The sequence below is a fragment of the Nocardia sp. NPDC051756 genome (genome assembly GCF_040681495.1).
Classification (GTDB): Bacteria; Actinomycetota; Actinomycetes; order Mycobacteriales; family Mycobacteriaceae; genus Nocardia.
In genome coordinates this window covers 616166-634183 of record NZ_JBFAYV010000002.1, presented here as the reverse complement: position 1 = coordinate 634183, position 18018 = coordinate 616166, and the positions used below count along the sequence as shown (strand labels likewise).

Here is an 18018-nt window from a genome sequence, read left to right as displayed (position 1 = left end):
CCATGCAACTGCTCGACTTCTCAGCTGCCTTAATCGACCCCGAGGCGATCAAGGCAGCTGGATACGCGGGGGTGATCGGCTACGTCTCGGAGTCCCGTCCAGGCGCGAACTTCGGTGCGAAACCGCTGCGCCGTGACTACTGCGACCGGCTGCGTGCCGAAGGGCTCGAGATCGTGTCGAATTACCAGTACGGCAAGGGTTCCACCTCCGACTGGTTCGGCGGCTACGACGGTGGGTGTCGTCACGCCGAGATCGCTCTCCGGCTGCATTACGAAGCCGGTGGCCCAGACCGGCGACCGATTTACGCACCCGTCGACGCGAACCCGGATCTAGGGCAGTGGAACACCTACATCGCCCCCTTCCTGCGCGGCTGGGCATCGGTCGTCGGCCTCGAGTGGACGGGCATGTACGGCAACGCGAGGTGCATCGACTGGGCGTTGGAAGACGACGCGGCCCGCTGGTTCTGGCAACACAACTGGTCCGGCGACCCGGCGAGCAACGGCCACCACGCAGCCGCCCATCTGCACCAGATCGAGATCGACAAACGCACCGTCGGCGGCGTCGGTGTCGACGTGAACGAAGTCCTCAAGCCCGACTACGGCCAATGGTCGGCCGACCGACCGATCGGAGACTCCGTGAAACCCGACTTCCTTGAGCTGGACGAAACTGACGTCTCGCCGAATTGCAGCCCACGCGGCGGATCGAAGCCGATCTGGTTCCTCCTCCACACCCAAGAGGGCAACGGCACCGCACAGTCGTTGGCGGGATTCTTGCAGAACCCGAACTCTGGTGTGTCCTACCACTACACCGTCGACAACGACGAGGTAGTCGACGTCGTAGACACCGACCTCTCCTCATGGTCCGTGCTCAACGCCAACCCGCGAGCGATCAACCTGTGCTTCGCCGGATCCCGCGCGGGCTGGTCGCGACAACAGTGGCTCGACAACATGGGCCCGGCGATCGACATCGCCGCATACCTCGCGGTGAAGGACTGCCGCCGATACGGCATCCCGCCGCGGGTCATCACCCCCGACGAACTTGGCCGCGGAGAAGCAGGGATCGCCGACCACTACGCCATCACCGCGGGACTTGGGATCGGCACACACACCGACGTCGGCGACGGTTTCCCTTGGGATGCCTTCACGGCCGCCGTCGCGAAATACGCAGGCACACAACCAAATGGAGCCGACATGGCATTTCTCGACGAGACCATCACGAACTGGGCCGGCCACACAGTCAGCGTGCGCGACGTCCTCAAGTACGTCGACCAGTACAACGGGCTGATCCTCGACCAGCTCGTCGGGCCCGGCGCCCGCGAGCGCGCGGGCGAGCCGACCCGCTGGGACGCCCTCGGCGGAAACACCGTTGTCGAAGCCCTCGCCCTTATCGGCGAGAAGCTCGGACTCGAAGGCTTCGGCCTGGAAGGAGATACTAAGTGAATCGCACCCGCGTACCCGAACCCGCCCTCATCCGCTCGGCCCTGGTCGCAGTCACCGGCGTCATCGCGTTCGTCCTCGGCCACCAGATCGACGTCAGCTGGATCGAATCGGTCGTCACCGTTTACGCGGTACTGAGCCCGATCATCGCGGGAATTCTCATCCGCCCGGCCGTAACGCCAGTCCTCAAGGCAGGTGAGGACTCCGGCAGTGCTGATCTGGCTGCTGGCGACTGATCTCCAAGGCAACGACGTGTCACCAGGGACCGACTCGTTGCTCCAATACGGCGCGGTAGGCGCGGTGGCGGTCATCGCACTATTCGTCGCATACCGACTGTTCAACAACCTCGAGGCCGCGCACAAGGCGGAGATCGAGCGGATCGAGGCCGCGCACCGCGACGCAATACAGCGAGCCGATTCGGCGTACGGAAAAGAAGTCACACGCGGTGACCGGATGGAAAGCGAACTGCGTGACCTGAATCGACTCATCAACGACAAGCTCGCCGGTGAGCTCGTGCGAGCAACAGACGCCATTCGGGAGGCGTTCGAAACCATGCACGATCGTCGGCGGCAGTGATGCCGAAATACGAGCGCGACCACGACAACGTCGAGGACACCCTCCGTCAAACGCACGAGACGGTCGGCAAATTGCGGACGCTGCTCGACGACCTGGCCACCCACATCAACGATCTCGAAACAGAGATCAATCCCTGCCGAAGGGACGGTCATGACGGATCAGTCTGAATTGATTGCCGCTGTAGGCAATCTCACCGAATCCGTAGGCGCCCTGTCTACTCGACTCGATACGCATGAGGGCCTGCTCACCAGGATCGAAGAGCAGCGCAAGGAGACCGATGCACAGCGGAAGGGACTGAACACCACTCGGATAGCGGTGGGATTTATGGGGCTCGTGCTGATCGCGGGCGGATTCCTCTATCGGCAGGTGGACACCAACACGCGGGATGTCCGGGAAGTGCAGCAGCGGACCAGTACCGAAATCCTGTGCCCGCTCTACCAATTCCTGGCACTGAGCCTGAAGGCCAACCCGCCATCGCCGGTGGCCTCGGCCGAGCAGGTGAAGTTACGCGAGACCGCTGCGAACACCATCACCGCCGGCCTCGACAAGCTGGGTTGCATCTGAATGACCACCCCCGGCGCGTCTCGGCCGGACGATGCGTTCATCGTCGGATCCGAATTCGGGTCCGATTTGAACGAAGCATCAGTGAAGGCGATCACCACCGGCGGCGCGAAGGTGTCATTTACCAACGTGCAGAACAGCATCAACAATCCAGTCGGCAACGTTCTGCCAACCGGCGCGCCGCTATGGGCCACATTCACCAGAGAAGCTGACTCGACCTTCCCGCGCATCATGCTTGCCCGCAAAGCATCAGGTGTGAACCTCAGCGCGACGACCTTCAGTTCAGGGTCGCACACCCACAGCGTCAGCGGTAGCAGCACGAGCTCCGCTGGATCCCACAACCACAGCGTAAGCGGGTCGGGAACGTTGCAGTACGCCGTTCCGGACTATCAACCGGCCGGTCACGGTGCCAACAAGACCGAGCTCGGATTCGTCGAATGCTCAAAAGACCGCACCTACAACAACTTCTCATTCATCACCGGCGATAGCTGGACACTGTTGGGTATCCAGGGCTTCTATCTCGTCGTATACAAGATGACCCCAGGGTCTGGGTTGTTGACCAAGGTGGCGCAGACCGGCGACATCAAGGCCGCGGTTGGCGGCACCAATACCGAATATACCTTCGGGCTGAACAATTCGATCGTGGCGAAGAAGGCCGACATATTCGGTTTGGCCACACTGCAAGTCACCTCGGTAGCCCAGACCTGCAACTCGCTGTGCCAGCTCACATTCTGGCCGCTGTCGGCCCCCGCAGGCTTCAAGCCCGCCGCGCTCTACGCCACAGCGGGGAGTTCCTCCTCGCCGCTGTCTTCGATCGCCTACGGCTCGCTGAGCTTCGACAACGGGTTTGTCCCTTACTACGCCCTGAGCTGACGGGAGAACCAAGCAGTGACCGTCATCACCGACACCCTCACCGATCTAGCGGGCGCGCCAGAGAAGGACCCAGTCTTCTTCTCCACCTACGTGATCCGCGACAAGTCCGACGGTAGCGCGATTGTCACGACCACGACCCACCAGTACCTGCCGATCAACGGTGTCATCACCACCGGCAACCTCGAGCCCGGCCCGGCGCGGGTCCGGATCGGCATGCAGACCTACGCCATCGAGATTCCCGACTGGGGCACACCGATCCGGCTGATGCCGCTGATCGAGGCCGGCCTGCCCGTGCTGCCCGGCGACGAGATCGCTGCTGTCCGGAACAGCGGCGGTGTCGCACGCGCCCAACGCATCACCGAGTCCGCCTATCTGGCGCTCACCGCACCCGACCCCGAAACCCTTTACGTGGTCGTTGAAGACTAGAGAAAGGCTCTCCAATGGCTGATGTGGCGAAGTTCTACGGCAAGGCGTTCGTCTCCGCGTTCAACAAGGAAATCGACTTCAACAGCGACACCATGAAGGCGATGCTGTGCAGCGCGAGCTATACCCCTGACCAGGACACTCACCAGTACAAGTCCGATGTCACCAGCGAGATCACCGGCACGGGCTACACCGCAGGCGGTCTCACGCTGGCCAACTGCACCATCTCCTACGACGGCGCCACAAACACGCTCAAGCTGGATTGCGATGACTTCTCCTGGGGGCCAGGCGCGACCTTCACCGCTCGCACGCTGGTCGTCTACGACGCCACCCCCGGCAGCGACGCGACGCGCCCGCTGATCATGTACGTGACGTTCAACGCCGACATCCCGGTCACGTCCTCCACCTTCAGCTCCACCGTCAACTCCGGTGGCCTCTGCACCGTTACCATCTCCTAGGCCCGGTCCCTGTGCCTCTGTTCGGCGGTGGCCGCGCACCCAAATACGTCCGGCTCGGCACCGCCCAGGTCACCCACGTCATCCTGGGTGAGGAGGTCGTATTCGACGGAACGACCCCCGCGGTTGTCACGCTGCCCCGCGCCACCGCGACCGCCGGCGCTCACGTCCCGGACGTGAAGTCCGGCGCGGCAGTCGTCTTGCCGACCGCGACAGCGGTGTGCGAGGCCCGCACACCGACGATCACTGCTGGCGGTGCAGTCGCGATGCCGTCGGCCACTGCCGCGGCGGCTGCTGTTGCACCACAGATGTCGGCCGGGGCAACGATCGAGCTGCCCACCGCTGAGGCGACGGGGAGCGCGGTTCCGCCGTTCGTGCAGGTGGTGGTTGCCGGGGAGGTCCTGCTACCGCGCGCAGAGGCCACCGCCACCGCCTTGCTCCCGTCGGTCGCAGTGATAGCTCAAGTGGCCCTGCCTGTTGCGACCGCCGTGGGCGAGGCCCTCCTCCCGACGGTCGTCAGCGGAGCTGGCGTCACGCTGCCGGCCCCCTCTGCCGCGGCGGCCGCGCTGGTACCGACGTTCACAGCAGGCGCGGCGATCACCCTCCCGCGCGCGCAAGCATCTGCCGCTGCCCTCCTGCCGGTCATCGGAGGTGGTGGATCGATCACGCTGCCTACGGCCGCCGCGACGGCGGCGGCACTGGTGCCAGCGGTGTCCGCAGGTGCGTACTTTACCGACGACTTCAACCGCGCCAACAACACAAGCCTCGGCGCGAACTGGACCGAGACCGGCGGCGACCTCGGCATCATCTCCAATCAGCTCGCGGTGCAGGGCACCACCGCCAGCCGTCGGGCCGCGATCTACAACAGTCAAACCGTCACCCCGTATCAGTCGGTGGAGTTCACCGTGGGGTCGGCGCCGAACGGCACCGCCGTCGCGGGGGCGGTGTTGCGCTGCAACGCGGCAATGACCGAGATGGTCCTGTTCGGCGTCTACAACGGTGGCTGGCAGTTGGGCCGGATCACCGGCATCAACGGCACCTATACCGCGATCGGCTCCGGAACGGTCACCGTCTCGAGCGGCAACACAGCTCGCGTTCAGGTCGACGAGAACAATGTGTATTCCGTGTACCTCAACGGCGTCAAGAACGGGAGCAGCTACCGAGATACGACGTGGGGCGACAGCAGCCACCGCTACCTCGGCCTGTACGTGCAGCGGGTCTCGACGACCAACAGCCACAGCCTCGACAACTTCGTCGGCAAGGACGTCACCCCGTACAGCCTGTTCGCCAGCGACGACTTCACCAGAGCAAGCTTGGGCGCGTCCTGGACCACCAGATTCGGGCCGCTGTATATCGCGTCCAACGAACTCTCCGCAGTCGGGAACGCCTCGGAGCCGATCTCCTACGGCTGGCACGTCAACGCATCCTCGACCGACGATCAGGCGTGCGAGGCCCGGATCCGCTGGCACAGTCGAGCACCGCTGCACTCAAGCGTGAGCGTGTGCGTGCGCGCCGATCCGGCGAGTTCCCATGGTGGCGTGCACTATTGGCGGGTCGCGGACAAACACGGCATCTGTATGTACTCATGGGACGGTACGACGTTCACCTCCGCGACCGGGCTCGCCGACATCATCAGCACGACCGCGGCGCCCGAGGGCAGCAAGATCCGCATCGAGGCACGGGGGACCGTGTACACGGCGTTCCTCGACAACGTGCCGGTGTTGCAGGGCACGTTCACCACCGGGCAGGTCCCGCTGACCAACCACTACTGCGGTGTTCACGGCGAGGACGACTCCGCAGTCAGCGGCGGTGGTGACCCGCCGGCCAACTTGGACGACTGGGCGGCCTACGCCATCCTGTGATCGAGAACTTCCTCAACGTTCGGTCACCGTCGATACAACGCGCACGTCGCCGTCAGACGTGACGCGCATGTGGCAGTAGACCTTTGCGCGAACTATTGCCCCGAATCCGTTCTGGGCATCTACCCAGCTGGTTATCTGATGCGTGTACTCGCCGGGCGATGTCAACGGTTCGGTATGCATCGGACCAAAGGAAGCGGTTGAAGGCGACTTGACCTTTGACAGCGCGCTTTCCTTGCACGCAGAGACCATCACCGCGTCTGGGTCGATCGGCCGGGATCCGAGAAACGAAACCCCTGCAATTAGTGCTGCCATCACCACTACGAGCACGCCTACGGGGATCAGGACTTTGGTCTGCTTCCAGATCGGTGTACTCATGACAGGCGTTCCCCTCGCTATGGCCGTGCGGTGACGGTACGCGTCATCGCCACGTCATGCCCAGGGAATCGCAGCCTGGTTGCCGGCGTTACTCCGCGGCGATCAAGGCGTCGACGTTGTGGATGAACGGGTAGCGGCCCGGCGCGGGTTCGGCGGCTTGGATCTTGACGCGTTGCGGGTCGCCGTCCACGTCGATCTCGGTCACCTCGAACACCGATATCGGACTTGCTTTGACTTGCACTCGGTCCCCGACCTGAAACGTCACTGACCCAGTTTATCGGTCGGGGGTGCAGCGCCCATCGTGCGAGGTGTTCGGCACCGTTCCAATGCGTGTCGTACTCGCGAGCGAGCCTGTCCACCGCCCTGAGTAGCTTGTCCAACGAACTCGCCCCGTCTCTCGCAATCGCGAGGGGCGGGGCGTTTCGTGCGTTCAAGGCGATCAGGTCCGAGGTCCAGTGTCGGCTGTGCGGCGTGCCCTAAGCGCGGTCTCCCCGAGTTCGATCAAGTCGGCCACGGCATCGTCGATGTCCACATTCTCGGCCTTCATATAGGACTGGATTACCTCAGCGGTGTGGGCACCGATCGACGCGACGAGCAGGTGCCAGCCCGCGGGCGGATAGATGCCGCTCACGAGCGGCGGCTTTCACGCCAGCGCATGACGGCGACGGATGCGGTGGCGATGAACTCCGCCACGATCATGACCGCGAGCAGCCGGCGTTCGAAGTTGCTCAACAGCGGCGCAGTCTCGGCGAGGTTGCGCGCCAACTCATCTCGGTGCTTCCGAGCGGCCTTGAGTTCGTCGCTGTCGAGGATCCCGCGCGCGTCCATCAGCGCTCCTCATTCGATGACTGCCACCCGAGGAAGTCCATCGCGGCCCGCTTGCGTGGGCACGGCGGGACGCAGGGCTTGTGGATCTTCAGGATTCCCTCCGCCTGCCCGCGGTCGCCGATGCTATGCGGGTCTTCGCACCCCTCGTTGACGAGCGCCTTGCGGGTCATCCCTGCACCTCGGGCGCGGGGTGCCGGTCGATCCACCATTGGGCGGAACGTTTGCGCGGGCACGGCGGAGTGCAGGTGAGGTGGAGGCCGAGGATGCCTTGGGCATGTGTGAGATTAGAGGGCAGGCTGGGATTGGTGCAGTGGTCGTTCACCCAGCCCTTCGTCGCGAGAGACGGGCGCGGCGGTGTCTTCCCGCGCGCGGTCATCGGACGGCCCTCGCGTCGGCGACCAGCTTGCCGCTGTCGACCAGCGTCCAGTACGCCGTGTGCAGGGCGGGGCAGGAGTTCATGACGCAGTCTGCGTGCTCTTGCCACACCACGTGGGCTTCGTCGGGGGTGTAGGGGCCGACGGCGCTATGGATCGGTGCTGGTCTGGATTTGCCGGGAACGATGGCGGCGATCGCGGTGACGACCACGATTGCGACGACCATGATGAGCAGGACTTGTTCGGCGGGCATTGGGCGATACCCCTTGGATGCGTGTGTGGTTGGAGGGCACTCGACGCCGGGGAGGCCCATCGGCCCCTGGGTCGAATGGGGGCGTTAGGTTGTGCCTCGCGTTGCCGGTTCGGGGTCCGGTGAAGCTCGGGCCCGGCATCGGGTGCTGAGACCAGATTCACATTTGCCCCAGAGCTGGAGGGCTACCAAAGGACTACCGCGTACCACCAAAGGGCTACTGGTATTGACTTCATGCCCCCGGTACGCTTGATGGAGGGGATTCCATTGCGATCGAAAGACGACACCGCGCATGGCAGGCATTGGCGAGCGCATCGCGCACGAGCGAAGGATAAGCGGCAAGACCCAGGCGCAACTAGCGCGGGAAATGGACTACAGCATCCAGATGGTCAAGGCGGTCGAACAAGGCCGCAAACCGGCCGCCCCAGGGTTTGTGAACGCTGCCGCGCGAGTGCTCGGTATTGAGCCCGAAGTGCTGAACGGCACGCCCTATCGCGACACCCTTGAGGAAGAAGGAACGCTGGAGGGCATCGCCGAACTGCGTGCGATCCTCTGCGAGGGCGAGTACGTTCGTCCGCTTGAGCCGCCGCCCATACCGGAATTGCGCGCCTCGATGAAGGCGATCGACGACTACGACCGTAAAGGCAAGAGCCGCTTGGCATTGGCCAGGCTCCCCAAGTTGATCCGGCAGTTGTACGGCGCGATGCACGTTAGCCCGGAACCTGCGGTGTTCGAACTGCTCTGCCGTGCATACAACGCCGCCGATCGCATGTGCCGCCGCTTCGGGTTCATGTCCCTGACGATCCCCGCGATCGATAGATACGACTGGGCCGCAGCCCGAGCCGACGACCCCCTGGCCGTCGCAGTCGGCAAGGTCATGCGCACTCGTCTGCTGGTTTATCAGGACAGCACCGATTTGGCGCTGATGTTGGTCGATCGGGCGATTGCAGATGCGCACGGTGACTCCGAGGAAGCGCTGTCAGTGATCGGCGCAGCGCACCTTGCCGGCGCTGTGGCAGCGTCGCGCGCGCTTCGACTTGATACTGCTCGCGGGCACATCGAGGAGGCCCGCGTGATCGGCGCTCGGCTCGGCTTCGAGACGCGCGCGTATGAGACCTTGTTCGGTCCGGCCAACACCGAGATCCATGCCGTCGGAGTGGAGTTGGAAGCAGGCGATCCAGGCAGAGCCGCTCGCGATGGGTCCGCCTTGATCCTGCCTAAGTCGATCGCACAGACGCGGGCTGGGCATCTGTGGCAGGACATCGCTCGCGCATGGGTGCTGTCCGGCAAGCCGGAGCAAGCGATGAAATCGCTGAATGTGGCTCGCCGGATTGCGCCGCAGCAGACGAAGTTGCATCCGGCCGTGCGCGAGACCCTCAATGCGGTGGTAGCCCTCGAGAAGCGGAGCACTGGCAGCACGGGCGAGTTCGCCCGCTGGCTCAACGTCTCGCCGACCTGACGGGCAGTCAAGGCAAGGGCGTATTGCGCAGTTCGCGATCGTCCTCGTCGCGTTGTTCGAACCACTGCCGGACCACATACAAGTCCGGGTGGAATGTCGGCGTGTTGTCGACTGGCGGTTCGCAGCGCGGGGCGGGGTGGAGCGAGGGCCGTTTCTTCATGCAGGGTTGGACGCGTAAGTGGCCGCGCCGGTTCCATTCAATAGCGGTCGTCGGTGAACTGCTCGGGCCCGTCCGGATCCTCGGGCTCAATGCCGTGCAGCAGGTCGGTGATCCGCGCGAGGACGCGCTCGGGATGGTGCCCGCGGCGGTAGCCAACGGCCGGGAGCCGGAGTATCGCGAGCATGTGCTCGATGTCCTCGCCGACCGTGTCCGGGAGTAGTCGATGGACGTCCTCGGCAGTAATCGCCGTGGTCGTGTTGAGTACGGAAACGACCGCAAGGATGAGCCGCTTCTGCTCGGTCGTCATGCCCGTGGACATGGTCCAGATCGTCGCACAGCCCCATCAGGGAGGTGTTGATGCCATCAACACCTGAGTGGTAAATCGCCAGGTCGCGACCAATCTATCAACAGTCAGCGAAAATCGTTCCGGCCCAGGTCAGAACCAGAAAACCAGGGAATCTCAAGGGGTTCGATTCCCCTTAGCTCCACTTCACTCGTAGGTGGCCCATGCTCATGGAGAGCATGGGCCGTTCTCGTTTCGTAATGTCTTGTGGGGGTGCAACCCCCACACCCCGCCCGGCGGGCTTCGCCCCCGGACCCCCTCCTCGGGTTCGCCTGTCCCGGGTTCGCTTGTCCCGACGCTTCGCCCCCGGCCCCCTCCCCGGTTCTCCTACCCGAGGCCGTGCCCTGCGGACCCCTCCCAGGCTTGCCCGTCCCGAAGCCGCGCCCCAGGACCCCTAACGTGCCCGTGGTTATCGGCGGCCACCCGAGCCGAGTCCGGCATCATCGAGGATCGTCGCGACTGCAGCACGGAAGCTGTGTGCGGTCACATCAGCTGTGGCGACAGGTTCCGTCCGAGTCTGCGCCCAGGGGTAAGCGAAATCTGAACGAGATCAACGAGAGTACGTGGCTGCTGCCGGGGACTGATCTGAACGTTGACCGCGCTACACCTTTGCGTCTGCGCTGCTCAGCACTTATCGCAGTAGGTCGGCGATATCGGCTGCGGCGGTCATCAGGATCAGGACTGGGACGACTTTTGGTGGCGGGATGCGGTATGTGCCGCGGCTGTGTTGTTCGACGATCTTTGCCGATGACAGGGCGCGCATGTGGTGGTGTAGTTGGCCTGCGGAGGTGAGGCCGACGGCTTCGGTCAATTCGGTGCCGGTGCGGGGGCCGTCGAGGAGTTCCTGGATCAGGGCGTGCCGGACCGGATGTCCCAGCGCGGCAAGCACTTCCACTCGGGCGTTGGCAGGCAACCGGAGTACCGAGGCCGCGCTGTATCGGATGGTCCAGTCGATCTCGCCGTCGAAGTCGACCCTGCCCTGGTATTCGACGAAGCCACGGGCCGGATCGTCGGGGGCGCGGTGCCCTTCGAGCGCGTCGATCCGCGCTTCCAATTCGGCGAGTTTGGCATCGACATCGCTCATACGACACACGCTAATCGGCGCATCATCTCCGGGTCGGTCATGGCCTGCAGCAGCAGTTTCTGCTGACTGAAACTCTCCGTTGCGTCCCGCCACGCGGTTTCGGGCATATGGCGGTTGAGCAGAACCGCTGTCGCGACCCTGCCGTCGGCGCCGCGCACGTAGATCGCATCGACCAGAACCCCGGGCAATGAGCCGCCTTTGAAACCGATTCCGTCGGACGCCTCTGGCGACGACTGCCACTCCAGATGCCTGCGTGCGATATCCGCGCCGGGCCCGAAGCTGCCGGTGGCGATCGATCGATGGATGTTCGCGAGCTGACGCGCCGAGGCGGTCCATGTGGTGTCCGCCCACGATGCTTGAACACCGTAGAGCGGCAGCGATTCGGCCTGCATCGCCGTGCGATACCCGGAGTCCTCGGCGTAGCGCCGGGCCGTTGCCCAATCGTCGGCGACGTTCGGGTCGAGCAGGCGAAGCATGCTGCCGAGCACCGAGGTCGGCAGGTAATCGTGCCACCCGCCGGCTTCGGCGGCGGCGATCAATGCGCCGTCACCCAAACGGTCGCGTAGATAGTCGGGCACAGCGTTGTCACTCTCGCGGATCATCGCGCTCACCATCTCGTCGAGGGTGACCGTGTCACCGGGCAGGCGAGTTCGCGCGCTCTCATGTGCTCCGCCGTCGGCGCCGGGGAGATACCAGCGCTCCCATTCGGTGACGGGGACTCGTTGCTGCGGATCCAGCGTTCCCGTCGCCACCGCACGGGCGTAGGCCGCGAGCGGCACGACTTTCATCGCCGACGCCACGGGCTGCTGGTCATCGACACGTCGCTCGACCGTGTTTCCGGCTCCGTCGTCGACGGCGATCGCGATGTCGTCGCGATCGTGATGAATCCGGCCCAGCCACCCGTCGACCGAGGTCACGCTCGCCGCCGGAATCGAAGCGCACATCCCTTCCGCCGCCGCGTGATTCGGGCTCGACACGAGCACGGGCAGAGCTGCGGCCACCAGAGTCGCGAGTTTGCGGAACATCCCTACTCCTGTAAATCCGTAATTCCGAAAAAACGAACAATACCGACGATAGCGCGACCAGTGGCAGGTGTCGATCGCTGGTTCATCGAGGTAGGACGACGGGAGGCTGCCGTGACGCCAAATCGGTTGTGCGGCAATGATGATGACGCGCACCAATCGGCCCGCGAGATGAGGTCAGAGCCATCCTTTGCGGCGGAACAGGACGTGCACCAGGCTCGCGAGGGTGATCATGAGGGTGAGGGCGGCGGGGTAGCCGTAGGTCCAGGAGAGTTCGGGCATGCCTTCGAAATTCATGCCGTAGATTCCGGCGACCAGGGTGGGGGCGGCGGCGGTCGCTACCCAGGCGGAGATTTTGCGCATGTCTTCGTTTTGGCGGATGCCGACTTGGGTGAGGTTGGCGTTGAGGACGCCGTCGAGGAGTTCGCGGCGGGCGCGGACGCGGTTATCGATGTGGCGGAAGTGGCGATCTATTTCGTGTAGGGCTTGTTCGCCGATGTTGGCGCTGTAGGGGTCGTCGGCGATCCAGGTGGGGAGGCGGCGGCGGACCAAGCGTTCGAGGGGTTCGTCGACGAGTGGGGCGGTGGCTTGTTCGAATTCCATCAGCAGGCGTCGTAGTCGGTAGATCTGCTCGACCGGGTTTGCGCCGCCGGTGGAGAAGACTTCGCTCTCGACCTGTTTGATTTCACGGTCGAGGTGGTCGAGCAGGTCCAGGTAGCCATCGATGATGACGTCGAGGACGACGCGAAATGCGGCGAGCGGGCCGCCGGCGAGGTCGGTGTGGGTGGTTGGGGGAGTGATCTCGGCGCCGATGGTGACGATGAAATCCCTTCCTACGGCGAGTAATACATCCCCTACCTCGAGGGAAATATCGTCGGGGTCGAAATGGCCCGTGGGCATTGCGACGACGACGGTGTCACCTTGGACTTCCAAACCTGGACGTTGCAGGTTTCGATGAGCCTTGGATAGCAATATCGGATCCAGGCCCACCGCCTGGTGCAGTTGGGCGAGATCATCGTCGTCAAGATCCCGCACACCGATCCAAGCGAACGCCCCCGGCGTCTTGTGACTGCCCTCCGAACCAGTCGCCCGAAGCTCGGGGCACAGCTGTCCGTCGAGGTAGACGGCATCATCGGTGATCATGTCGGCATTGTGCCTGGGCATCGGGAACATCCTGCGTCGCAGGTCCCGCAGCTCGACGGCGACCGTAGAACCGATCTCGCGCACAAGCGGCATTTGTGCGCGCCGATCCGTCGTTACTGTCTACCGGAAACCTCTCCGCGGAGTTCCGGTCAACACCACACGACCGGGTTGTCGGTGTCGACGGAGGCTTGGAGGACTCGGGTCAACGGGTTGAGGATGTAGTCGAACCGATCTGGGGTGACGGGCGTGTTCTGTACTCGCAGCCGACGCGGATAGTTCGCGGATTCCTTCGGGTTGATCGGCTCGCGCGCCGGAATTCTGGCTCGCTGTCCGGTGTCGAGGTTGGTGAACCAGGTTCCGCCCCGCAACGACTGTTTCTGGGTGAAGTTGTGTGCTCGGAAGATCTCCGATTCGGGATCTGTGGAGGTGTTGATGATCGTCAGGCCGGCGTCGGCATCGAGGGCGAAGTTGTGCTTTGTCCGGCCATCCCAGATGAAAACGCCGCTGTAGGACGGCACGCCGGTCATCAGCGCTTCACCGGTTGCGGCGTCGATCAGGTTGGTTTCGGTGCCGACATCGGATTGCGTTCGGAATAGGCCGATTTCGACGAGCGCAGCCGCAGCTGACGTTGGTGAAAGTTGGCCGCCGTTGTTGTTGGGAAGTTCCGCGGACAGGGTCGGGAAGTTGGCAAGGCCGGCCGCCTCCAGGGCCGACTGGAAGAGTCGGTAGCCGGACCAATTCGCGATCCGCTCGGAAACGAGGTCCATACGTTTGTGCGGGCATGCGCCGTTACGGATCCAGTCGTCGACACGGTGGTGCTGTTCTTCATGCCTTTCGTAGGGCATCGAAAACATCAGGTAGCGCTCGCCGTCTTCGACGATCATGTCTGCCGGGACCGGTGCGGTGGTGGTGCGGCCGTCCTGCCAGCATCGACAGCGTACGAAAGCGTCTAACCCCATTTCGCGATCGTAGGTGGGGGACTGTGTTCGCGGCGACTCATATTTGTTATGGCAGGGAGTTTCGACTCGAGCAGACGTTGATCCCCCGGCTGCGCGTCGTCGCCATCTGTATGGAGCTGTGCCCCAACGTCTTCCGGCAACCTTGCGGCAGCCGGTTCGGTCAGGGCATGGACGCTGTTTCGCTGCCTTTGCAGGTAATTGGTTGCAAGACAGGATCGGCGTCGTTATTGTCGAACCGATTGCAAAGTGCAACCGGAAGGGTGTCGATGTCACAGTTGGTTCGAGTGCAGAACTTCAACATCTCCAGCGACGGGTACGGCGCCGGAATCGGGCAGACTTTCGAGCGCCCGTTCGGCGACGCTGATGCGAGCGCGCTGTTCGCTTGGTGTGGCCCTACGGCGCACTGGCCGAACCGGACCGATCCCGGCGGGACTTACGGTCTCGATGATTACTTCACCCGCGACTACCGCAACAACATCGGCGCTGAAATCATGGGGCGCAACAAGTTCGGCCCGCAGCGTGGACCATGGGAGAACCATGACTGGCAGGGGTGGTGGGGTGACGAACCACCGTTCCGCACACCGGTGTTCGTCCTCACCCACCATCTGCGGCCATCGATCACCTTGGGTGAAACCACTTTTCATTTCCTCGACGCCCCGCCGAAGGAGGCGTTGGCCCGGGCTTTCGCGGCCGCAGACGGTAAGGATGTGCGTCTCGGAGGCGGCGTCGCCACCGTCCGTGAGTTCCTCGAGGCGGATCTGATCGATCAGCTGCACGTCGCCGTCGCCCCGGTCGAACTCGGTAGCGGGGAACGGCTGTGGACCAGTCCGGATGAACTCACGGACCGTTTCCATCTGGAGAAGGTCCCGAGTCCGAGCGGGGTGACGCATCATCTGTTCTGGCGACGCTGACCGGCCATCAGTACGAAATCTTTTGCCCTCCAACAGATTCGGCCGAACTGCACAGGAAGAATTGATGTCTGATTAACGTCGACTCCAGGTGCCGCTGTCGTGTCCCGATCGGACGCGGGAGCATGTCATGGAGGGATGTCATGAAACCAGACGACGGCAATTCCACACCGATCCCCGGACCTCCTTGCGCGGGCGACGGTCTGACCGAGATCGTCGCCGCGGGCGGCCTGCACAACTATCAGCTGAAGCTGCACGACGAGTACGGCCTGGTGGTCCAGTTTCGGCTTCCGGGCGCGGAGACAGCAGTGTCGGTCGCCGACCCGGTGCTGCTGGAAGCCACCGCAACGATCGACAAGCGACCGGAGAAGCTGTTCGAATTCCTTGCCCCACTACAGGAATCGGGCAACCTCCAAACCATACCCGCCGCCGAACACACCCCGTGGCGGCGGGTGTTGCTGTCGGTCCTGGCCGGACGTCCCTCGCACGAGGCGCATTTCGGACAGTTCGCGACCCTGGTCGGCGAGTTGGCCGATCAGTGGGCGGCGGCACAAGGTCCAATTGCCTTGCAGCAGAACCTCAGTTCGCTATCGCTGCGCATGATCTGCGCCTACGCCCTCGGCAGTGGAGCGGACTCCCCGGAACAGGCCGGACAGATCGTATCGGCGTTCGAGGACGTGCTGACCGAGCAACTGGCCCGGCTGTATCAGGTCGAAATGCCCGGCACCGAAGAGGAGCGCAGGGATCGCGCACAACAGGCCCTGACCTATCTGCGAACAACCGTGGACAACGTGCTGACCGCACACCGCGACGAGCAGCAAAGCGACGGAAGCGATCTGATCGCCGCCCTGGCCGCCGCCGGACAACCCGCGGCGCGGATCCGCGACACCGTGCTGATGACCATGCTGGCCGCCCACCACACCACGGGCGTCGCCGTCTCCTGGACGCTGTACCTACTCGCGCAGCATCCGGAAGCGGCCGACCGCGTCGCGGAAGAACTCGACCGCGTCCTCGGCCACCGCGCCGTCCCCGACTACCCGGATCTGAAAAACCTGACCTACCTGACCAGGGTGCTCAAGGAATCGATGCGGCTCTACCCGCCAGGCCCCTACGGCGCCCGCGAAGCCACCGAAGATCTGCGCATCGGCGACCACGCGGTCTCCGCAGGCACCACGATCTTCTACCCAATCTGGGCCGTGCACATGAACGCCGAATACTGGCCGGAGCCAGACGTTTTCAACCCGGAACGCTTCACCGCCGCAGAGACGGCCAACCGCCCCAGACTCGCCTACATCCCCTTCGGCCTAGGCCCACGAAGCTGCGAAGGCGCCTCTCTGGCCATGGTCGAAGCCGAACTGATGCTCGCGATCCTGTTGCGGCGCTTCCGTTTCGAACTCGCCGCAGACCACGAGGTAATCCCCATCGAACGCTTCGTCCTATGGGCCGCCGACGACATCCGGATGAACCTCACGCCACGTCAATAGCGGAGTGCAAGTAAACCGGTAGCCGGGCATGCCCGTTGGAGATGAAGCTGCTCACCGGCCGCAACTCGGCCGGATCGCCGGCCGAACCGAGGTCCGGGAATCGAGCGAACAGCGCAGGCAACGCCACCTGCGCCTCGAGCCGGGCCAGCGGCGCACCCAGACAATGGTGGACCCCATACCCGAACGCGAGGTGCTGGCCTCTGGTGTCGCGCTGCGCGTCGAAATCGTCGGCGGTGGGCCCATGCGTGCGCGGGTCGCGGCCGGCCCCGGCGTAGGACGCGAGGATCGCATCACCCTTCGGAATGCGGAAACCATCGATGTCGAGATCCTCGACCGCATACCGAAGCGGTAGGTGCGCGAGCGGCGCTTGGTGCCGCAACGCTTCCTCCACCACGTCAGCCCAACTCGACCTTCCGTCGAGCACATCGGCTCGCTGCCGCGGATGGGTCAGCAGCGCGAAAATGGCTTGGTCGAGCAGGTTTACGGTGGTCTCGTGCCCGGCGCTGATGATCAGCATGAGGGTGTCGACGAGTTCCTTCTCGGTCAGCCGGCCGCCGTCCTCGTCGTAGGTGGCGGTCAGCACGCTGGTGATGTCGTCGCCGGGTTCGGCTCTGCGGTAGGCGACGAGTTCGCTTACCAGCCCGTACATTTCGCGGTAGTTGGCCGGCGGATCCTTGAGGGTGTCCGAGGTGTCGAAGAATCTGTCCACGCAGAAGTGCAGCGAGGCGGCCAAATGCTCCGGGAGGCCGATCAATTCACTGATCACGCGGATCGGCACCGGGTAGGCGAAATGCTTCCGCAGGTCGACCACCGCGCCGGGCAGGATCGCGGACAGCTGGTCCAGCAGGTCGGCGGTGATCGCTTCGATCCGTGGACGCATCGCCATCGTCCGGCGGTGCGTGAACGCTGGGGCGACCAGTTTCCGCAAGCGCCGATGCTCGGGCCCGTAGGCGGTGAACATGTTGTCGACGCCCACCCACGAGCGCAACGGCCAATCCGCCGGGATCTCTCCCGTGTTGAACGCCGGCCAGTGCTGCCGCGCGTCCTTGGATACCCGGGAGTCGGTCAGCAGCCGGCGGAGCACGGCGGCGTCGGTCACCGACCAGGCGGGAACATCGCCGGGTAGCACGACCCGGGTGATCGGCCCGTGCCGGCGAATCTGGGCCGACTCACCTTGGATATCGACGCCGGCGGTGTCCAGAACGATTGGTTCGGGTTCCATGTACTGACTCCTCAATCGCCCGAATTGCTGTGAATAACAGGCCATCTCGATCTCCAACGGACCTGATCGGGCATCTTCGAAGCCTAGGAATATCGACACCGCGCACGCTTGGACTGCTGCGCCATCTGAATGGAACATTCGCGCCAGGACCCGTCACCGCGGCGTAAAAATCGCAAGGTGCCGTAAACGGCCGAGCTTGAACTGGAGCGAGCGCGAAAATA

General features: G+C 64.0%; 24 protein-coding genes. 12 read left to right on the top strand and 12 right to left on the bottom strand.

Annotated elements, in window-relative coordinates:
* The first annotated feature begins 2 nt into the window (after window positions 1-2).
* The 9 genes from AB0M22_RS09110 to AB0M22_RS09070 are packed head-to-tail and all read left to right on the top strand — an operon-like array spanning window position 3 to window position 6186.
* On the top strand, window positions 3-1439 hold the full coding sequence (locus AB0M22_RS09110; RefSeq protein WP_364722862.1) for a DUF1906 domain-containing protein: 1437 nt from the start codon (window positions 3-5) through the stop codon (window positions 1437-1439).
* On the top strand, window positions 1436-1672 hold the full coding sequence (locus AB0M22_RS09105) for a hypothetical protein (protein ID WP_364722860.1): 237 nt from the start codon (window positions 1436-1438) through the stop codon (window positions 1670-1672). Before AB0M22_RS09110 ends, AB0M22_RS09105 begins: the two co-directional genes overlap by 4 nt.
* The gene (locus AB0M22_RS09100; RefSeq protein WP_364722858.1) at window positions 1647-2012 is read left to right on the top strand and encodes a hypothetical protein; all 366 of its coding nucleotides are present in this window, start codon (window positions 1647-1649) and stop codon (window positions 2010-2012) included. The genes AB0M22_RS09105 and AB0M22_RS09100 overlap by 26 nt, the downstream gene beginning before the upstream one ends.
* On the top strand, window positions 2012-2179 hold the full coding sequence (locus tag AB0M22_RS09095; protein WP_364722856.1) for a hypothetical protein: 168 nt from the start codon (window positions 2012-2014) through the stop codon (window positions 2177-2179). The genes AB0M22_RS09100 and AB0M22_RS09095 overlap by 1 nt, the downstream gene beginning before the upstream one ends.
* The gene (locus AB0M22_RS09090; RefSeq protein WP_364722854.1) at window positions 2163-2576 is read left to right on the top strand and encodes a hypothetical protein; all 414 of its coding nucleotides are present in this window, start codon (window positions 2163-2165) and stop codon (window positions 2574-2576) included. Before AB0M22_RS09095 ends, AB0M22_RS09090 begins: the two co-directional genes overlap by 17 nt.
* Window positions 2577-3446, top strand: a complete 870-nt coding sequence (locus AB0M22_RS09085) for a hypothetical protein (protein ID WP_364722852.1) — start codon at window positions 2577-2579, stop codon at window positions 3444-3446. It abuts the gene before it with no gap.
* Window positions 3447-3461: 15 nt separating this feature from the next.
* Window positions 3462-3872, top strand: a complete 411-nt coding sequence (locus AB0M22_RS09080) for a hypothetical protein (protein ID WP_364722850.1) — start codon at window positions 3462-3464, stop codon at window positions 3870-3872.
* Window positions 3873-3886: 14 nt separating this feature from the next.
* Window positions 3887-4327 carry a hypothetical protein gene (locus AB0M22_RS09075; protein ID WP_364722848.1) on the top strand — a complete coding sequence of 147 codons (441 nt, stop codon included), beginning with the start codon at window positions 3887-3889 and terminating at the stop codon, window positions 4325-4327.
* Between the two features lie 11 nt (window positions 4328-4338).
* Entirely contained in the window at window positions 4339-6186 is a 1848-nt protein-coding gene (locus tag AB0M22_RS09070) for a hypothetical protein (RefSeq protein WP_364722846.1), read from the top strand.
* A gap of 12 nt (window positions 6187-6198) precedes the next feature.
* On the opposite strand, the gene AB0M22_RS09065 is transcribed toward AB0M22_RS09070, so the two are convergent.
* The 6 genes from AB0M22_RS09065 to AB0M22_RS09040 form a co-directional block, all read right to left on the bottom strand.
* Window positions 6199-6561 carry a hypothetical protein gene (locus AB0M22_RS09065; protein WP_364722844.1) on the bottom strand — a complete coding sequence of 121 codons (363 nt, stop codon included), beginning with the start codon at window positions 6559-6561 and terminating at the stop codon, window positions 6199-6201.
* 88 nt (window positions 6562-6649) lie between these two features.
* Window positions 6650-6826 (bottom strand): hypothetical protein, encoded by a 177-nt coding sequence (locus AB0M22_RS09060; RefSeq protein ID WP_364722842.1) that lies wholly within the window; start codon window positions 6824-6826, stop codon window positions 6650-6652.
* Window positions 6827-7000: 174 nt separating this feature from the next.
* Window positions 7001-7192, bottom strand: coding sequence for a hypothetical protein (locus tag AB0M22_RS09055; RefSeq protein WP_364722840.1), 192 nt, complete (start codon window positions 7190-7192; stop codon window positions 7001-7003).
* A complete protein-coding gene (locus AB0M22_RS09050) occupies window positions 7189-7389 on the bottom strand; it encodes a hypothetical protein (protein WP_364722838.1) in 201 nt (66 codons plus the stop codon). Before AB0M22_RS09050 ends, AB0M22_RS09055 begins: the two co-directional genes overlap by 4 nt.
* The gene (locus tag AB0M22_RS09045) at window positions 7389-7559 is read right to left on the bottom strand and encodes a hypothetical protein (RefSeq protein WP_364722836.1); all 171 of its coding nucleotides are present in this window, start codon (window positions 7557-7559) and stop codon (window positions 7389-7391) included. The genes AB0M22_RS09050 and AB0M22_RS09045 overlap by 1 nt, the downstream gene beginning before the upstream one ends.
* A gap of 202 nt (window positions 7560-7761) precedes the next feature.
* Window positions 7762-8016: a hypothetical protein gene (locus AB0M22_RS09040; protein WP_364722834.1), complete on the bottom strand. Its 255-nt coding sequence runs from the start codon at window positions 8014-8016 to the stop codon at window positions 7762-7764.
* Window positions 8017-8305: 289 nt separating this feature from the next.
* Between AB0M22_RS09040 and AB0M22_RS09035 the strand changes: the two genes are divergently transcribed.
* Window positions 8306-9472 carry a helix-turn-helix transcriptional regulator gene (locus AB0M22_RS09035; protein ID WP_364722832.1) on the top strand — a complete coding sequence of 389 codons (1167 nt, stop codon included), beginning with the start codon at window positions 8306-8308 and terminating at the stop codon, window positions 9470-9472.
* Between the two features lie 197 nt (window positions 9473-9669).
* On the opposite strand, the gene AB0M22_RS09030 is transcribed toward AB0M22_RS09035, so the two are convergent.
* The 5 genes from AB0M22_RS09030 to AB0M22_RS09010 form a co-directional block, all read right to left on the bottom strand.
* Window positions 9670-9951, bottom strand: coding sequence for a hypothetical protein (locus AB0M22_RS09030; RefSeq protein WP_364722830.1), 282 nt, complete (start codon window positions 9949-9951; stop codon window positions 9670-9672).
* Window positions 9952-10606: 655 nt separating this feature from the next.
* Window positions 10607-11059: a helix-turn-helix domain-containing protein gene (locus AB0M22_RS09025; protein WP_364722828.1), complete on the bottom strand. Its 453-nt coding sequence runs from the start codon at window positions 11057-11059 to the stop codon at window positions 10607-10609.
* A complete protein-coding gene (locus AB0M22_RS09020) occupies window positions 11056-12237 on the bottom strand; it encodes a serine hydrolase (protein WP_364722826.1) in 1182 nt (393 codons plus the stop codon). The genes AB0M22_RS09025 and AB0M22_RS09020 overlap by 4 nt, the downstream gene beginning before the upstream one ends.
* Window positions 12238-12258: 21 nt before the next feature.
* Window positions 12259-13245: a CorA family divalent cation transporter gene (locus tag AB0M22_RS09015; RefSeq protein WP_364722824.1), complete on the bottom strand. Its 987-nt coding sequence runs from the start codon at window positions 13243-13245 to the stop codon at window positions 12259-12261.
* 128 nt (window positions 13246-13373) lie between these two features.
* Window positions 13374-14183 carry a hypothetical protein gene (locus AB0M22_RS09010; protein ID WP_364722822.1) on the bottom strand — a complete coding sequence of 270 codons (810 nt, stop codon included), beginning with the start codon at window positions 14181-14183 and terminating at the stop codon, window positions 13374-13376.
* 266 nt (window positions 14184-14449) lie between these two features.
* Here AB0M22_RS09010 and AB0M22_RS09005 point away from each other — a divergent pair, with 266 nt between their 5' ends.
* Together AB0M22_RS09005 and AB0M22_RS09000 are read left to right on the top strand one after the other, a co-directional pair.
* Window positions 14450-15094 carry a dihydrofolate reductase family protein gene (locus AB0M22_RS09005; RefSeq protein ID WP_364724048.1) on the top strand — a complete coding sequence of 215 codons (645 nt, stop codon included), beginning with the start codon at window positions 14450-14452 and terminating at the stop codon, window positions 15092-15094.
* A gap of 140 nt (window positions 15095-15234) precedes the next feature.
* Window positions 15235-16575 carry a cytochrome P450 gene (locus AB0M22_RS09000; protein ID WP_364722820.1) on the top strand — a complete coding sequence of 447 codons (1341 nt, stop codon included), beginning with the start codon at window positions 15235-15237 and terminating at the stop codon, window positions 16573-16575.
* Here the strand turns inward: AB0M22_RS09000 and AB0M22_RS08995 are convergent.
* The gene (locus tag AB0M22_RS08995) at window positions 16559-17797 is read right to left on the bottom strand and encodes a cytochrome P450 (RefSeq protein WP_364722818.1); all 1239 of its coding nucleotides are present in this window, start codon (window positions 17795-17797) and stop codon (window positions 16559-16561) included. The two genes, AB0M22_RS09000 and AB0M22_RS08995, sit on opposite strands and share 17 nt — an antisense overlap.
* Window positions 17798-18018: the final 221 nt, after the last annotated feature.

Bases quoted from the DNA above. Each gene is read 5' to 3' on its own strand.
- AB0M22_RS09110 (WP_364722862.1), top strand. From the start codon at position 3: ATGCAACTGCTCGACTTCTCAGCTGCCTTAATCGACCCCGAGGCGATC.
- AB0M22_RS09095 (WP_364722856.1), top strand. From the start codon at position 2,012: ATGCCGAAATACGAGCGCGACCACGACAACGTCGAGGACACCCTCCGT.
- AB0M22_RS09090 (WP_364722854.1), top strand. From the start codon at position 2,163: ATGACGGATCAGTCTGAATTGATTGCCGCTGTAGGCAATCTCACCGAA.
- AB0M22_RS09085 (WP_364722852.1), top strand. From the start codon at position 2,577: ATGACCACCCCCGGCGCGTCTCGGCCGGACGATGCGTTCATCGTCGGA.
- AB0M22_RS09075 (WP_364722848.1), top strand. From the start codon at position 3,887: ATGGCTGATGTGGCGAAGTTCTACGGCAAGGCGTTCGTCTCCGCGTTC.
- AB0M22_RS09065 (WP_364722844.1), bottom strand. From the start codon at position 6,561: ATGAGTACACCGATCTGGAAGCAGACCAAAGTCCTGATCCCCGTAGGC.
- AB0M22_RS09050 (WP_364722838.1), bottom strand. From the start codon at position 7,389: ATGGACGCGCGCGGGATCCTCGACAGCGACGAACTCAAGGCCGCTCGG.
- AB0M22_RS09045 (WP_364722836.1), bottom strand. From the start codon at position 7,559: ATGACCCGCAAGGCGCTCGTCAACGAGGGGTGCGAAGACCCGCATAGC.
- AB0M22_RS09040 (WP_364722834.1), bottom strand. From the start codon at position 8,016: ATGCCCGCCGAACAAGTCCTGCTCATCATGGTCGTCGCAATCGTGGTC.
- AB0M22_RS09035 (WP_364722832.1), top strand. From the start codon at position 8,306: ATGGCAGGCATTGGCGAGCGCATCGCGCACGAGCGAAGGATAAGCGGC.
- AB0M22_RS09030 (WP_364722830.1), bottom strand. From the start codon at position 9,951: ATGTCCACGGGCATGACGACCGAGCAGAAGCGGCTCATCCTTGCGGTC.
- AB0M22_RS09025 (WP_364722828.1), bottom strand. From the start codon at position 11,059: ATGAGCGATGTCGATGCCAAACTCGCCGAATTGGAAGCGCGGATCGAC.
- AB0M22_RS09015 (WP_364722824.1), bottom strand. From the start codon at position 13,245: ATGCCCAGGCACAATGCCGACATGATCACCGATGATGCCGTCTACCTC.
- AB0M22_RS09010 (WP_364722822.1), bottom strand. From the start codon at position 14,183: ATGGGGTTAGACGCTTTCGTACGCTGTCGATGCTGGCAGGACGGCCGC.
- AB0M22_RS09005 (WP_364724048.1), top strand. From the start codon at position 14,450: ATGTCACAGTTGGTTCGAGTGCAGAACTTCAACATCTCCAGCGACGGG.
- AB0M22_RS09000 (WP_364722820.1), top strand. From the start codon at position 15,235: ATGAAACCAGACGACGGCAATTCCACACCGATCCCCGGACCTCCTTGC.
- AB0M22_RS08995 (WP_364722818.1), bottom strand. From the start codon at position 17,797: ATGGAACCCGAACCAATCGTTCTGGACACCGCCGGCGTCGATATCCAA.